We start from the raw sequence: 14,829 nt of genomic DNA, 5'->3' as shown, positions 1-14,829 counted from the left end.
CCTCCTTACTAAGTAAGATATTTAAGCAATTTGCTTACCGATTCAGGTAATGTAAAGAGAACGATATGATCACCATCTAAAATTTGAGTATTACCACGAGGTACGATAGCTTCATTTTCCCGTAAAATTACACCTACTAAGGCCTTCCCAGGTAAACGTATATCTTTCAATTGTTTACCTGCCACAGGCGATTCATTGGTAATTTCAATTTCGATAGATTCAGCTTTACCACCTTCAAAGGTGGAAATAGATACAACCCCTTCTCCACTTCGTACAAAGCGCAAAATTTGACTTGCTGTTAATAAACGTGGAGAAAATACAACGTCAATACCTACTTGCTCCATCAGCATAATATATTCTGGCCGTCCCACACGAACAACGGTTTTTGGGATGCCCATATGCTTACCTACGAGTGCTACTAGTAAATTAAGTTTATCGTCATCAGTTAGAGCAATAATTACATCACTATCAGCAATTTCCTCAGCTTCGAGCAAATCAAAATCAGTGCCATCTCCATTGATAACCATGGCTTTATCCACTTGATTTGCCAGGTTCTCACAACGGTCAAAGTCTTTTTCAATAACCTTCACAGAAAAACCAGCTTTTTCTAGTAATACAGTTAAGTTCCGACCTAAGAGACCTGCCCCAATAATGACAGCCCGTTTATAGAATGTATTATAATTATGGAACCAAAGGTTCTCCACTTCAGAAACGGACTCTTTCAAACCTAGGAAAAATACACTATCATCAGCCTGTAATCGACTTTCACCATGAGGAATAATCATTTCACCATAGCGTAAAATACCAACTAACAGAACACCTTCAGGAAAGCGAATCTCTTTTAATGGCTGTCCTAATAGAGGAAATTCATTATTCAATTTGAATTCCATAAGGCGCACAGCACCCTGTCCGAACTCCTCAACATCTATAGCTGATGGTGTTTCTAAAATTCGTAATAACTCTTGAGCTGTAACCATTTCAGGATTGATGAAGAGATCAACACCTAATTGAGCTCGTATCTCCTCATCCATATGTTCCGCCACACTATTATCGCGAACGCGTGCAATAGTCGTAGGAACACCTTTTATTTTTGCTACCGAACAGGATAGCATATTAACCTCATCTGAATCAGTAACAGCAATAAACATACCAACATCAGACATATCGATTTCATTCAATAATTGAACATCACTGCCATTCCCTAGAACTAGACTAACATCTAACGTATTTTCAAGATTATGAATGCGTTCTGGAGAACGGTCGATGACATATACATCATGATCATCTTGAATAAGTCGTTGTGCTAATGAATAACCAACCTTACCAGCACCTACAATGACTATTTTCATTGACTTTATTCCTCATCTTGGGACTCATTATTAGCAGGCGGTGTCCACTGCCGACCTATGTCGGTAAGTAATGTCCACCCCTCCTCTTGAACAATCTTTTTCTCTTTCATTAAATGCCCCAAAGCACGTTTGAAGGCAGATTTGCTAATGTTAAATTTATCTTTAATCAACATAGCAGAAGATTCATCACTATAAGGCATCTTACCCCCACGATTTAACAGGTACCCCATGATAATATCTCCATCTGAAACAAGAGCCTTTTCCTTTGTAGGACGCATAGAGACATTAACGCGACCATCATCACGTTTGAAAGTAATACGGCCTTCAATCATTTCCCCTACTTTTAACTTTCTCGTCATTTCGGAACGATGCAAAAAGGCAATCCAACGCTCAGGGGTAATAAAAAAAGCCCCCTCACTAGTTAAATTATAGATTGCCCCCTTTACAAGTTGTCCTACCATAGCTTCTGTTGCAGCTTTAGAAGCACGACGCATTTCATCATCTACATCCATGGATACCGCCAAACGACCGGATTTATCAGTATATAGACGAACCCATACTTTTTCACCTACCTGAGGTCTACCACGCATCTCCGCATGAGGCATAAAGATACCACGTTCTGTACCTACCTCAACAAAACAACCAAAATTTGTAGTATTGATAACCTCAACATAACCAATTTGGCCAACCTTCATGGCTGGTAGACGCATAGAGGCAGTTAAACGACCTTTTGGATCTCGATATAAAAAAACCTCGACTTCATCTCCGATAGCCACAGGAGCAATTTGTTGATCTTTATGAAGCAATATATCATCATTAGTATTGCCAGTTTGACCATCTAAAAAAGCACCTTGATCACTAGTACGCAACACTTTTAATGTGGCAATTGTATTTTCCAACAATTCTGTAGCCATATTATACTCCTTCAAATGGAACTCGACCAGCATCATTCCACAATTCTTCTAGACTGTAGAATTCACGCAATTCATCACCACCAAAGACATGACAAATTATATCGCCAAAATCCAATAAGATCCATTCACCTTCACGATAACCTTCTCTATGCTGTACTGTTATACCTAATTCGGCTGCTTTATCTTCCATTTCATCAGCAATACTTTGAGATTGCTTACTATTATTTGCACTAACAATTAAGAAATAGTCGCCTAACATAGAAATTCCTTCTAAATCAAGAATCTCAATATCTCTCCCCTTTTTATCAAATGCAGCTTGTGCAAGCTCTAATACGATTTGTTTAATATCTTCTTTCTTTTTCATTATTTAGCCTCTTATCTTATCGCTTACTACCGCTCTCCTCACCAGGTTCTGTTGGCTTTGTAATAGTGCCACCATTATGTTCTGATTCAGGTGCAACCTTCGACGTACTATTAGTTGGTGCAGATATAAATTGTGTCATTTCATTAGCTGGCAAATTACCCATTGTTATCCCTACTAAACGTTGAGCTTCCGTAGGGTTTACCTTCCAATAAGTCGTTTCACCTATAAGCTCTTTTTCTCCAGGAAGAATATAGAAATGAATTTCTTCCTTATTTATTTTGCTCGCATTGTATACCAACTTAATAGCATCTAAAGTAGAAATATTACTATCATAATGATCCCAAATACGCCAAATATGCCATGCATTTGTTAAGAAAAATGCATTATGTTCTTGTTCCACCCACAATTTTAGGAATCTTTCTTGTCGTTGCACACGAGTAAAGGTATCGTGTTTAGGATCTGAATATCGTAAATACGCTAAGGCATTATTACTATCTAAAGTTTGGTAACCACGTCGCAAATCAATATCTATATTGCCTTCTGCATCAATATGTTCCATCGGTTGTTCTACATAAATTTGCTGATTTCCTAACACATCATTAGTTTTCTTGAAGGCAGTTTGATTAACTACTACATAGTACGGGATTGAAATATGGAACATATCCTCAATAACAGCTTTAGTAAGTTCAATGCCTCCTTTTTCATAAATACTATTTAACATAGTCGCATCGGTTTGATCACGATTATCGATTTTACTATTACTTGGAATGCCGATAACGTCCATCGTTTTTTGATCAAGGTTTACAGATAATAGGAATAGACTATCACCTTGACTAGGATTATTGTCATCAGTGCCGATAACCAAAATATATAAAGGTTTATCTAAGCCTTTTTGCTCTACTGATACAGTATTTGCGTCCTGTTTATTTCCACTATCTGTCACGGCTTCAGTAGCTTCAGTAGTTCCTACAATTGCTCTATATGCATAAGATACACCACTATATATGCCATACCCTATCCCACCGAGCAAAGTGAAAACTACAACAATAGCCAAAATAACTCTAGGCCACTTCACAGATGGCTTTTGTTGACGTCTTTTTCTACGTCGGCGAGCTCTTGCACGTTCACGTTCGTCCATATAAAAACTCCATTATTTACAAGATTTTAATACATCATTACGACCAAGAATGGTCAAAGGATAAATTGAAAGATGTTGCTCAATAAGGTGGTTAATAGTATTGTCAAAACCAAGCAATACAGCCTTATTTAGATCTTTTTTAGCCACATTTCGAAGTTCATCAACACCTGGAAAATCACGATTGGGTTCAATATAATCTGCTAAGAATATAACTTTATCTAATTTAGACATTCCCACCTTACCAGTTGTATGAACACGAATAGCTTCTAAAATCTCTGAATCGGTTATAGAGAACTCAAGTTTAGCTCGAATCATACCTGCTAATCCATGTAAAAGATTACCATTGGCTAATAATTCTTCATCAGCTTTGTAATTATTCTCCTTCACCAAATCTTGCATCTCTTTCAAAGGCATTTCTTTAGCACAATCATGTAGCAATGCCGCTAATCGTGCTTTTTCTACATCAACATTATAAAGTTTAGCCAACTGAGTTGCGGATTCAACAACACCTAGAGTATGCTTAAAACGTTTTTTCCCCATCCATTGGCTTACCCTATGTTGTATTTCATCAAACGATAACATCATTTATTCCTTCCCATATATATGGTTTTCTTCTATATAATCCACTACACATTTAGGCAACATATAACGAACGGTCTTTCCAGACCGTAAGCGCTCTCGTAAATACGTAGCAGACAATTTCATTTCAGGCACTTCCATAACATGTATTTTTTCACGTGCTTTAGATCCTAACTCATCCAAAGTAGAATCAATAGCACTTGATCCATCTGGCCTAGTAGCTCCAATAAAATGAACCTCATCTATAAGTTCATCTATAAATTTCCAAGTCGGTAATGCACGAATAGTATCAGTCCCTGCAATAAAGTAAAATTCAACAGTAGGACCATATAGTTTTTTAAAATATTGAATCGTATCAACGGTATACGAAGGGCCTTCTCGGCGCATCTCTACATCAGAAATTTCAAAATTTGGATTATCCGAAACTGCGGCCGCCGTCATAGCATAGCGATGATGACTATCAATCACATCATGTTGCTTATGTGGTGGAATACGAGCAGGTACAAAGATAACCTTTTCTAAATTAAAGCTTTCACAAGCCACCTCTGCAATCATTAGATGACCTAAATGAATGGGATTAAATGTTCCACCAATTATACCTATACGACGTTTATCTACCATAATGTGGTCACTCCCTTAATGACAATGACACAAATAATGATGAATATGAGCAATGCTTTTATATAGGATATCCATTCATATCGTCCCTTTGGTGTTTGAATGTATCTATAGTATGCCCTTAAAAAATAATATAATTTCTTCACGTCCGTACTTGGCCTTCTCCAAATACAAAATATTTATAAGATGTTAGAGCCTGTAACCCCATAGGACCTCGAGCATGGAGTTTTTGTGTACTAATGCCAATCTCAGCACCAAAGCCAAACTCAAAGCCATCTGTAAAACGTGTAGATGCATTATGATACACAGTAGAGCAATCCACTAAATTCATAAACACATTAGCACGCATAGGTTCATCTGTGATAATAGCCTCAGAGTGATGTGTAGTATACCGATTCACATGATCAATAGCTTCTTCAAGATTTTCAACGATACGCACATTTAAGTCCATATCATTGTATTCTGTGCTGAAAGACTCTTCTGTTAGAGGAATTGTATTTACCATATATTGAGCTACAGCCTCATCACCATGAATACGAACACCATATTCTAGTAGTGCTATATTAAGGCGTGGTAAAAACTCTCTAGCCACAGCTTGATGAACTAGTAAGGTTTCCATAGAGTTACATACAGATGGACGTTGGACTTTAGCATTGACTGCAATTTCTAAAGCCATCTCTAAATCAGCAAATTCATCAACAAAGGTATGACATACACCGCTACCAGTTTCAATAACAGGGATACTACTATCTTCTACAACACGACGAATAAGTCCAGCACCCCCACGTGGAATGATTACATCAATATATTCCCGTTGTTGTAAAAGTACTCCAACCAGATCTCGATCAAGCACCTCAACGAGTTGAATAGAGTCACCATTAATACCTAACGACTCTAAGGTATTCCGCATGATAGACACGATGATTTGATTCGTGTGAAATGCCTCCTTACCACCTCGTAAAATTGTAGCATTTGCTGTCTTTAAACAAAGAACACCTGCATCTATGGTTACATTAGGACGGGCTTCAAAGATAATACCAATTACACCAAAAGGTACGGATCGCTTTTCAATAATCAAACCATTAGGACGAGTGATTGTTTCTATAATGGAACCTACAGGACTTTCAAGAGCAGCCACTTGACGCACCCCTTCTGCCATTAAAGCAATGCGACTAGGTGTCAAAGTCAATCGATCTATCATAGTTCGAGGTAAATTATAGTCAACAGATTTTTCTAGGTCTAACTCATTAGCCGCCATAATTTCATCTGTTTGTGCTTCTACAGCATCAGCAATTGCTAACAATGCAGAATCTAAAGTTTCTTGGTCGAGTTGGGCTAATTCAAAAGATGCCGTTTTAGCTCTCTGGCCCATATCTTTACAAATTTTTTCATACTGGTTCATAGGATTTCCTCAGTGTAATAAAACTAGATTATTACGATGTACAGCCTCATCATAGGTCGTATTAATACCCAGAATCTCGGCTATATCATTTGTATTGTGACCTTTAATCGCCTTCATATCATCAATACTATAATTAATAAGTCCACGACCAATTTCCTTATGATCATGATAAATGGAAATTGTATCACCAGGTCCAAAAGTCCCCTCTACTTCAATAATACCAGCGGGCAGAATGCTAGCACCCTTATCTAAAACAGCGCGAGCACACCCGTCATCAATCGTAATGGAGCCTTTTAATCGTTTACCAAAAGCTAACCAATGATGTTTACCAGATAAACTTGCATCATGGGCTTCAAAGAGTGTCCCAATTTGTTCACCCTTACATACACGACGAACAGAATCCTCTACTTCACCTGAGGTAATAACCATTGGTACACCAGAATTTGTTGCCATATGAGCAGCTTTAATTTTTGTATACATACCACCCGTTCCCATATTAGAACCAGCACCACCTGCAATAGCATAGGTTTCATCGTTAATTTCAGAAACAGTTTCTATCAAAGTAGCATCTGGATTAGTGGCTGGGTTAGCTGTATATAAGCCTTCAATATCTGACAAAATGATAAGTAAATCTGCATCTACAATACCTGCAACAGTAGCAGATAATGTATCGTTATCACCGATTTTAAATTCTTCGATAGCAACCACGTCATTTTCATTAATAATAGGAATAACGTTAAGTTGCAATAAAGTATGTAATGTATTACGCAAGTTAAGATAACTATGTCGTCCAGTACTATCCTCTTTCGTTAAAAGAATTTGCCCTACGGTTCGACCATATTCTCGAAACATGCGCTCGTACATATGAATGAGAATACCTTGACCTACTGCAGCAGCTGCTTGTTTTAATACGAGATCTCTAGGCTTTTCTTTAAAGCCTAAAGGGGCAAGACCTGCACCAGTAGCACCAGAGGAAACAAGAATAATCTCTTTACCTTGGTTAGCCAAATCTGATAATTGGCGCACTAATCTTTCAATACGCTCCAAATTTAAATGTCCGTTAGTGTAACAAAGCGTACTGCTACCAACTTTGACTACAATTCGTTTTGCATTAACGATGGCGCTGCGCATAGACTAACCTCCTAAGGTTGAAATTCTTAACTACGATGTATACAAATTTTTATGATCTACTAGATATAAAATTATTTTGGCAAAATGATTTTAGGTTCTTTTTTAGCTTTATATAAAACACCATTAAAACCAATCACTTGAACTAGTTCAGCGCCAAGCATATCTGCTAAGTCTTGAAAAATTGTCTTATCTTCAGGACTATTATTATGTAATTTAACCTTAATAAGCTCACGTGCTGTAATCGCTGCACGAGCACTATCTATAACGCTATCCTCTAAACCATTTTTACCAATTTGGACAACCGGTGGTATTGTAGCCGCCAATGAACGTAAATACCGTTTTTGTTTTCCTGTCATTATTACTCCTACTCTTGGAAAGTAAAGCGCTGATCGCCGATTACAACTTCATCACCGTCTTTACAGCCTTTTTCCTTCAATTTTGCATCAAGCTCCATAAAGCACCAAATGCGTTGGAATCTACGAAGAGATTGATCATCGTCAAGATTTGTCATAGCTACTAATCGTTCAATACGTTTACCAGTAATGTAGAAAGCAGCATCATCACCACGAGTAATGACAAATTCTACATCTTGTTTTGCTTCGTATACAACTGTGTCATCATTTGCTTCAGGCTCTGGTTCGTAGTTTTCTACATAGTAGTAAGCTCGTTCCATAAGCTCTGACAAACCTTCACCACTTAAGGCGTTAATGAGAAATACTTCATAGCCTTTATCTTCAAAATATTTTTTTGTTTCGGGAATCGTCGTGTCATCAAAGACCATATCGATCTTATTGAGAGCTATAATTTGTTTCTTATTAGCCAATTTTTCAGAGTATTTACGTAACTCTTCATTAATCGCATCAAAGTCGACCTTAGGGTCTCGGCCTTCCATACCAGATACATCTAGAACATGAATTAAAATATTCGTACGTTCAACATGACGTAGAAAATTGTGACCTAGACCTACACCTTCACTAGCCCCTTCAATAAGACCCGGAATATCAGCCAAAACAAAGCTACGATCTCCAGAAATTGTAACTACCCCGAGTACTGGTGTTAGTGTAGTAAAGTGATACGCTGCCACCTCTGGTTGAGCTTTAGATACTTTTCGCAAAATACTAGATTTACCAACAGATGGATAACCTAATAAACCTACATCAGCTAATACTTTAAGCTCTAATTGTAACCAGAATTCTTCACCAGGTTCACCCTTTTCTGCAAAGGTTGGTGCACGGTTAGCACTAGTTTGGAATCGAGCATTACCACGACCGCCACGACCACCTTTTGCAATAACAAAGGTATCGCCATCGTTGACAAGGTCGCAAAAGATTTTTCCTGTTTCCTCATCTTTAATTACTGTACCCAATGGAACTGGAATGATAAGAGGATCGGAACCTCGACCGTGCTTATTAGAGCTTTCACCATTACCGCCAGCTGGTGCCTTAAACTGACGTTTATATCTAAAGTCTACAAGCGTATTAATATTCTTGTCAGCTTTAAAAACAACATCCGCACCTTTACCACCATCACCACCACTAGGGCCGCCATTTGGCACGTATTTTTCTCGACGGAAGCTGGACATACCATCCCCACCGTCACCAGCTTTAACAAAGACGCGCGCTCTATCTATAAACATAATTTAACTCCTATGCATTATTGCTGTAATAGCTCTAATGCTTTTTTAATTTGAATATCATCTAATGTACTAGATGGATGTACACCTTTTGGTAAATCGATTTCTACATCAGGTTTAATACCTGTTCCATCAATAACACGATCACTTGGCGTGTGGTACTTAGCAATAGTTACTTTAATTCCTTCATCATCTAAACTAGGGAAAATAGTTTGAACGGTACCTTTACCATATGTATTAGTACCTACGATAGTGCCTAATTTACGATCTTGAACAGCCCCTGCTATGATTTCTGATGCACTAGCAGAGCCCTTATTAACTAAAACAACCAATGGCATAGCTACATCAGGTCCATCTGACTTATAAGTATCCTTTTTACCTGATCGATTTTGTACTGTTACGAGTGTACCTGGAGGCATAATATAGTTAGATATCTTTTCAGTAGTAGATAATAAACCGCCTGGATTATCTCGTAGGTCCAAGACAAGGGCCTTCATACCTTGAGATTGAAGCTCTTTATATTGAGTGGCAAAATCTTCTGCGGTATTTTCTGCAAACTGACTAATACGAATATATCCAACTGTGCTAGTAAGCATTTTACTTTTAACAGTAGGCAAAACTATGGATTCACGAGTGATATCAAAATGCAACTTTTCACCATTACGTTCAATATCTAAAGATACGGTAGTACCAGCTTCGCCACGAATACGAGAAGATGCTTCCTCTACCGGAATTTCAGTAGTGGATTGTCCATCGATAGCAATAATGTGGTCTCCAGGTTTAATTCCAGCTTTAAAAGCTGGTTGGTCTTCCATTACGCTAACTGCATATAGACCTTTATCATCAGTACCAAGAACCATACCAACACCAGCATATGTTGCAGATGTTTGCATTTTCATGGATTTATATTCTTCTGCATTTAAATAAACACTATGTGGTTCTCCCAAAGAGTCAATTAACCCCTTTAGCATACCATCATAAAGGGTAGTTTTAGCCATAGGTGTCATAAAAACTTGACTCGCAGTATAATAGGCTATAAATAATCTTGGTAGCCCCCAGAATGAACCGGAAAGATACCAAAATGTAAGCCACATAATAACAATGCCAGAGCCTATATATTTCAATAGACTCCATAACACTGTACGTGTATCAAATTTCATATTATAAATATCCCATAGGATCCACAGGATCCCCACTTATACGAACTTCAAAATGTACATGTGGCCCTGTACTATTACCTGTGCTACCAGCATAGGCAATAACCTGACCCTTACCTACGTCTTGCCCTTCAGAGACAGCAAGTTCAGAATTATGTCCATAAAGAGTAGACATGCCATTACCATGATCGATAACTACGGCATAACCATAGCCACCCATCCAACCCGACCAAGCAACAGTACCACCATCTGCAGCATGAACAGGTGTACCTTCATCAACACCAATATCAATGCCAGAATGATAAATTGTAGTGCCCCAAATCGGATGTGTACGATAGCCATATGGAGAGGTAATTTCACCACTTACAGGCCAGCCAAGTTGACCAGACCCTTGTACCCAAGAGTAAGTTGGTGAAGATTGTTGAGCCGCTGCTGCAGCACGAGCAGCGGCACGCTCTGCTTGACGTGCTTTCAATAACGCTGTAATCTGTGCAGAAGATGCATTTAATTCTTCTACTGCTTGCATTGCTGTAGCACGATCATTTTGAGCCTTTTGAAGAACTACCTCACGTTCTTTCTTCTTTTGCTCTATTTCAGCTCGTTTTGCCGCAGCTGCTTTTTCAAGCTCAACTAGTTTTGCGCGAGACTGTTCTAGTGCTTGCTTTCGAGCCGCTATTTCAGCGCGCTCTTTTTTGATTTCCTCAATTAATTTAATATCAGAATCAATAATTCGTTTTAAAATTTCTAAACGATTAGCAAAGTCTGTAAAATCTTTAGATCCAATAACTACATCTAAGTAACTTAAACGACCATTAATATAAATATCAAGTACACGCTTATAAAATACGGCTTCTCGCCCTTCTAGTCGCTTTTGTGCTTCAGCAAGTAATTTTTCATTCACTGTAATATCATTTTCAACAGCTATACGTTGTTGTTGAATAGAATCCAATTGTTGCTGAGCCTGACGTAATTGTTCTTCGATTTGACGTAACTGTTCGGATACACTGACTATTACAGTTTCAGCATCTGCCTTTTTAGCATTTTGTTGATTAACTTGTTGTTGAATTGAATCAAGTTGATTTGTTAAATCTTCGTCCTCTGCAACGATGTATAATGGTGTTCCCAATACCACTATACCAGTCAAAATTGCCGCTACGAAGCGAGATTTAAATATACTATTATTCATAAACATTACACCTTCATGTATTGTTTCAAAGAAATAGTACTACCAATAGCACCTACTACTATGCCGCCACCTAAGATATAAAGGGCTACATCATAGAAGAATGGGAACATTGGTACTAAAGGGAAGAATGCTAATGATTCAGAAACTTCCATTGTGATGAAGTGATAAAATTCACCAACGCAAAGAACGGCAATGATAGCACCAATTAAGCCTAACAACATGCCTTCAATCAAAAATGGCCAACGAATAAATCCATTAGTAGCACCTACATATTTCATGATTGCAATTTCTTTACGACGTGCGAATACAGTCAACCGAATTGTATTTGAAATGATGAATAGTGTTGCAGCTGCTAGGAAAGCAATCAATACAATCCCACCAATACGAATTACTTGCGTAATGCGGAAAAGCTCTTCTACAATATCTTGACCATAGTGTGTACTTTCTACGCCTTGGAATGTCGTAGCTAATTTTGCAGTTGCTTTTACATCGCTAGGATTATCAAAGGTTAACACATATGAGTTAGGCAACGGATTTACATCACCTAAAGCATTCACCAATTGTTGCTGATCACCAAGGCGTTCTTTGAACTCCTTCATAGCTTGCTCTTTATTAACAAATTCTAAATGCTTTAAGTTAGGTATAGCCTTAATTTGCTTTCCTACTGCCATAATTTGATCAGTTGTTAAGCCATCCTTTAAGTAAATACTTAACTGTACTTGATTTTCTAGACTGGATGCCATGTTATTCAAATTAATGACACCACAAAGGAATACACCGAGCATAAATAAGGATAAAGCCACTGTAGAAATGGACGCTAATGTCATAAGTCCATTACGTTTCATAGACTTCAGTGCTTCTTTAAAATAGTATTTTATCGTTCTAGGCTTCATTAATTTCTGCACCTCTCATATTATCACTTTGAACACGGCCGTCTTTTAAACGAATAACGCGTTTATTCAAGTATGAAACAAGATCCATATTATGGGTAACCATAATAACGGTAGTGCCGAAATTGTTAATATGCTTAAACAATTCAACAATATCCTTACTAGTATCAGGATCAAGGTTACCAGTAGGTTCATCAGCAATTAATACTGTTGGGCGATTAACAATTGCACGCGCAATAGCAACACGTTGTTGTTCCCCGCCAGAAAGATCCTCTGGTAAATCATTAGCCTTCTCAGATAAACCAACAAGGTCTAATACATGACTCACCTTTTCTTTAATAATTTTTGGTTTTTCTTCAATAACTTCAAGAGCAAAAGCAATATTCTCTGCTACCGTTTTATTAGGCAATAATCGGAAGTCTTGGAATACAACGCCAAGCTTTCTCCGCAATTTAGGAATTTTACTGCGCTTCATACGCGTAACATCAAAGTCATCAACAATGACAGTACCAGCATCTGGCACTACCTCATGTGTTAATAACTTAAATAATGTCGATTTCCCTGCACCACTGTGACCACAAACGAGAACAAATTCACCATCGTTAATGGTTAAACACACATCGTCTAATGCAACAGAACCATTATCATAGACTTTACTAACATTCTTAAATTCAATCATGGGATCCCCTTTGATTATTTACGAGCGATTACACGTTTTACGGCTTCTACAATATCATTGGCAGTTAAGCCATACTTTGCCATTAGTTCTTTTGGTGTTCCACTCTCCCCAAATGTATCTTGGACACCAACGAATTCCATAGGTACAGGCTTATTAGATACTACTACTTCAGATACAGCAGAACCGAGGCCACCAATAATATTATGTTCTTCAGCTGTAACGATAGCACCAGTTTCCGCAGCGGCTTTTATAATTGCTTCAGCATCAATAGGTTTAATAGATGCCATATTAATAACACGTGCAGATATATTAGATTCAGATAAAGTTTTAGATGCCTCTACAGCAGGTCCAACTAATGCACCACAAGCAATAATTGTAACATCAGAACCATCTACCAAAATAGTAGATTTACCTGGCACAAATGAGTAGCCTTCTGTTGTTACATCATCTACACCAGCACGCCCCAAACGAACGTATACTGGGCCGTTATAAGATGCAGCCCATTCGATAACAGCCTCTGTTTCACGCTCATCAGCAGGCACCACTACAGTCATATTTGGCAATGTACGCATACAGGAAATATCCTCTAAACTTTGGTGCGTTGCACCATCCTCACCAACAGTAATGCCCGCATGTGTAGCACATACTTTCACGTTTAATTTAGGATAGCATACAGCATTGCGAATTTGTTCAAATGCACGTCCTGTAGCAAACATGGAGAAAGATGATACAAATGGAATCTTACCTGCCGCTGCAAGTCCAGCACCAACAGAAATCAAGTTTTGCTCTGCAATACCTACGTTAAAGAAACGTTCCGGGCACACAGCTTTAAATGTATCTGTTTTAGTAGATTTGGATAAATCCGCATCTAGTACGATAATATTAGTATTCTCTTTACCAATGCGAGCTAGCGCATTACCATATGCTTCACGTGTTGCTTTACCCATTATTGCACCCCCATAATTTCATTAACAAAGGCTACACCTTGCTCTTCACTTGGTGCTTTACCATGCCAGCCTGCTTGACCTTCCATCTCTTCAACGCCTTTACCCTTTACAGTATGCATGATAATACATGTTGGGCCTTCTGTGAAAGCTTTCGCAGTTTCAATAGCATTATGAAGCTCATCAAGGTCATGACCATTAACTTCAATAACATTCCAATTGAAAGCTTTGAACTTTTCTGGAATTGGTAATGGAGAAAGAACTTTAGTAATATCACCATCAATTTGAAGACCGTTAAAATCGACAAAAGCTGTCAAATTATTCAGTTTATAAAAGCCAGCAAACATTGCAGCTTCCCACACTTGACCTTCTTCAAGCTCACCATCACCAAGAATAGAGTATACACGGTAATCTGCATTATCAATTTTGCCTGCCAATGCCATACCACAAGCCGCAGAAATGCCTTGTCCTAAAGAACCTGTAGACATATCTACACCTGGTGTGTGTTTCATATCAGGATGGCCTTGTAACATATGATTAATTTTACGTAAGTTCAAGAGTTCTTCTTTAGGGAAATAACCTTTTTCAGCCAATGTAGCGTATAGTGCAGGCGCTGCATGACCTTTAGAAAGGACAAAACGATCTCTATTAGGAGCTTTTGGATTTGCTGGATCTACATTCATCTCAACATAGTACAACAAGGCCATCACATCGGCGATGGATAATGAACCACCTGGGTGACCGGATTTCGCTGCCGTTACAGACTGTACAATACCAACGCGAATAGCTTTTGCCTTCTCTTGAACTAATTGTTTAACATCTTGTGTTAATGTAGCCATAGAGAC

Annotated in this window: 16 protein-coding genes; all 16 read right to left on the bottom strand. The window is 38.2% G+C overall.

The window, feature by feature from the left end; translation table 11 throughout:
* Positions 1–8: 8 nt before the first annotated feature.
* Positions 9–1,349, bottom strand: coding sequence for a Trk system potassium transporter TrkA (trkA, locus tag B1A77_RS07265; RefSeq protein WP_008713810.1), 1,341 nt, complete (start codon positions 1,347–1,349; stop codon positions 9–11).
* A 5-nt stretch (positions 1,350–1,354) separates the two neighbouring features.
* Positions 1,355–2,263, bottom strand: coding sequence for a CvfB family protein (locus tag B1A77_RS07260; RefSeq protein ID WP_024061794.1), 909 nt, complete (start codon positions 2,261–2,263; stop codon positions 1,355–1,357).
* Between the two features lies 1 nt (position 2,264).
* Complete coding sequence (gene rsfS, locus B1A77_RS07255; RefSeq protein WP_021148083.1) at positions 2,265–2,627, bottom strand: ribosome silencing factor; 363 nt, start codon at positions 2,625–2,627, stop codon at positions 2,265–2,267.
* Positions 2,628–2,643: 16 nt separating this feature from the next.
* A complete protein-coding gene (locus B1A77_RS07250) occupies positions 2,644–3,765 on the bottom strand; it encodes an LCP family protein (RefSeq protein WP_021148082.1) in 1,122 nt (373 codons plus the stop codon).
* Positions 3,766–3,777: 12 nt separating this feature from the next.
* The gene (yqeK, locus tag B1A77_RS07245) at positions 3,778–4,347 is read right to left on the bottom strand and encodes a bis(5'-nucleosyl)-tetraphosphatase (symmetrical) YqeK (protein ID WP_004693186.1); all 570 of its coding nucleotides are present in this window, start codon (positions 4,345–4,347) and stop codon (positions 3,778–3,780) included.
* Positions 4,348–4,350: 3 nt separating this feature from the next.
* Complete coding sequence (gene nadD, locus B1A77_RS07240) at positions 4,351–4,965, bottom strand: nicotinate-nucleotide adenylyltransferase (RefSeq protein ID WP_004693184.1); 615 nt, start codon at positions 4,963–4,965, stop codon at positions 4,351–4,353.
* Between the two features lie 139 nt (positions 4,966–5,104).
* Positions 5,105–6,364, bottom strand: a complete 1,260-nt coding sequence (locus B1A77_RS07235; protein ID WP_004697040.1) for a glutamate-5-semialdehyde dehydrogenase — start codon at positions 6,362–6,364, stop codon at positions 5,105–5,107.
* A gap of 9 nt (positions 6,365–6,373) precedes the next feature.
* Entirely contained in the window at positions 6,374–7,495 is a 1,122-nt protein-coding gene (gene proB / locus B1A77_RS07230) for a glutamate 5-kinase (RefSeq protein ID WP_004693178.1), read from the bottom strand.
* 71 nt (positions 7,496–7,566) lie between these two features.
* Positions 7,567–7,851 carry a ribosome assembly RNA-binding protein YhbY gene (gene yhbY / locus B1A77_RS07225; protein ID WP_004693176.1) on the bottom strand — a complete coding sequence of 95 codons (285 nt, stop codon included), beginning with the start codon at positions 7,849–7,851 and terminating at the stop codon, positions 7,567–7,569.
* 8 nt (positions 7,852–7,859) lie between these two features.
* Positions 7,860–9,131: a GTPase ObgE gene (obgE, locus tag B1A77_RS07220; protein WP_077708376.1), complete on the bottom strand. Its 1,272-nt coding sequence runs from the start codon at positions 9,129–9,131 to the stop codon at positions 7,860–7,862.
* Positions 9,132–9,148: 17 nt separating this feature from the next.
* On the bottom strand, positions 9,149–10,288 hold the full coding sequence (locus B1A77_RS07215) for a S41 family peptidase (RefSeq protein ID WP_008600791.1): 1,140 nt from the start codon (positions 10,286–10,288) through the stop codon (positions 9,149–9,151).
* 1 nt (position 10,289) lies between these two features.
* Positions 10,290–11,471, bottom strand: coding sequence for a murein hydrolase activator EnvC family protein (locus B1A77_RS07210; RefSeq protein ID WP_077708653.1), 1,182 nt, complete (start codon positions 11,469–11,471; stop codon positions 10,290–10,292).
* A gap of 5 nt (positions 11,472–11,476) precedes the next feature.
* Entirely contained in the window at positions 11,477–12,364 is an 888-nt protein-coding gene (gene ftsX / locus B1A77_RS07205; RefSeq protein WP_004693167.1) for a permease-like cell division protein FtsX, read from the bottom strand.
* On the bottom strand, positions 12,354–13,040 hold the full coding sequence (gene ftsE, locus B1A77_RS07200) for a cell division ATP-binding protein FtsE (RefSeq protein WP_004693165.1): 687 nt from the start codon (positions 13,038–13,040) through the stop codon (positions 12,354–12,356). Before ftsE ends, ftsX begins: the two co-directional genes overlap by 11 nt.
* A gap of 14 nt (positions 13,041–13,054) precedes the next feature.
* Positions 13,055–13,987, bottom strand: coding sequence for a transketolase family protein (locus tag B1A77_RS07195; RefSeq protein ID WP_004697368.1), 933 nt, complete (start codon positions 13,985–13,987; stop codon positions 13,055–13,057).
* Positions 13,987–14,823 carry a transketolase gene (locus B1A77_RS07190; protein ID WP_012864276.1) on the bottom strand — a complete coding sequence of 279 codons (837 nt, stop codon included), beginning with the start codon at positions 14,821–14,823 and terminating at the stop codon, positions 13,987–13,989. The genes B1A77_RS07195 and B1A77_RS07190 overlap by 1 nt, the downstream gene beginning before the upstream one ends.
* Positions 14,824–14,829: the final 6 nt, after the last annotated feature.

This window comes from Veillonella parvula (assembly GCF_002005185.1).
In the GTDB taxonomy this organism is placed as follows: domain Bacteria; phylum Bacillota; class Negativicutes; order Veillonellales; family Veillonellaceae; genus Veillonella; species Veillonella parvula_M.
This window is presented reverse-complemented; position numbering and strand designations above follow the sequence as displayed.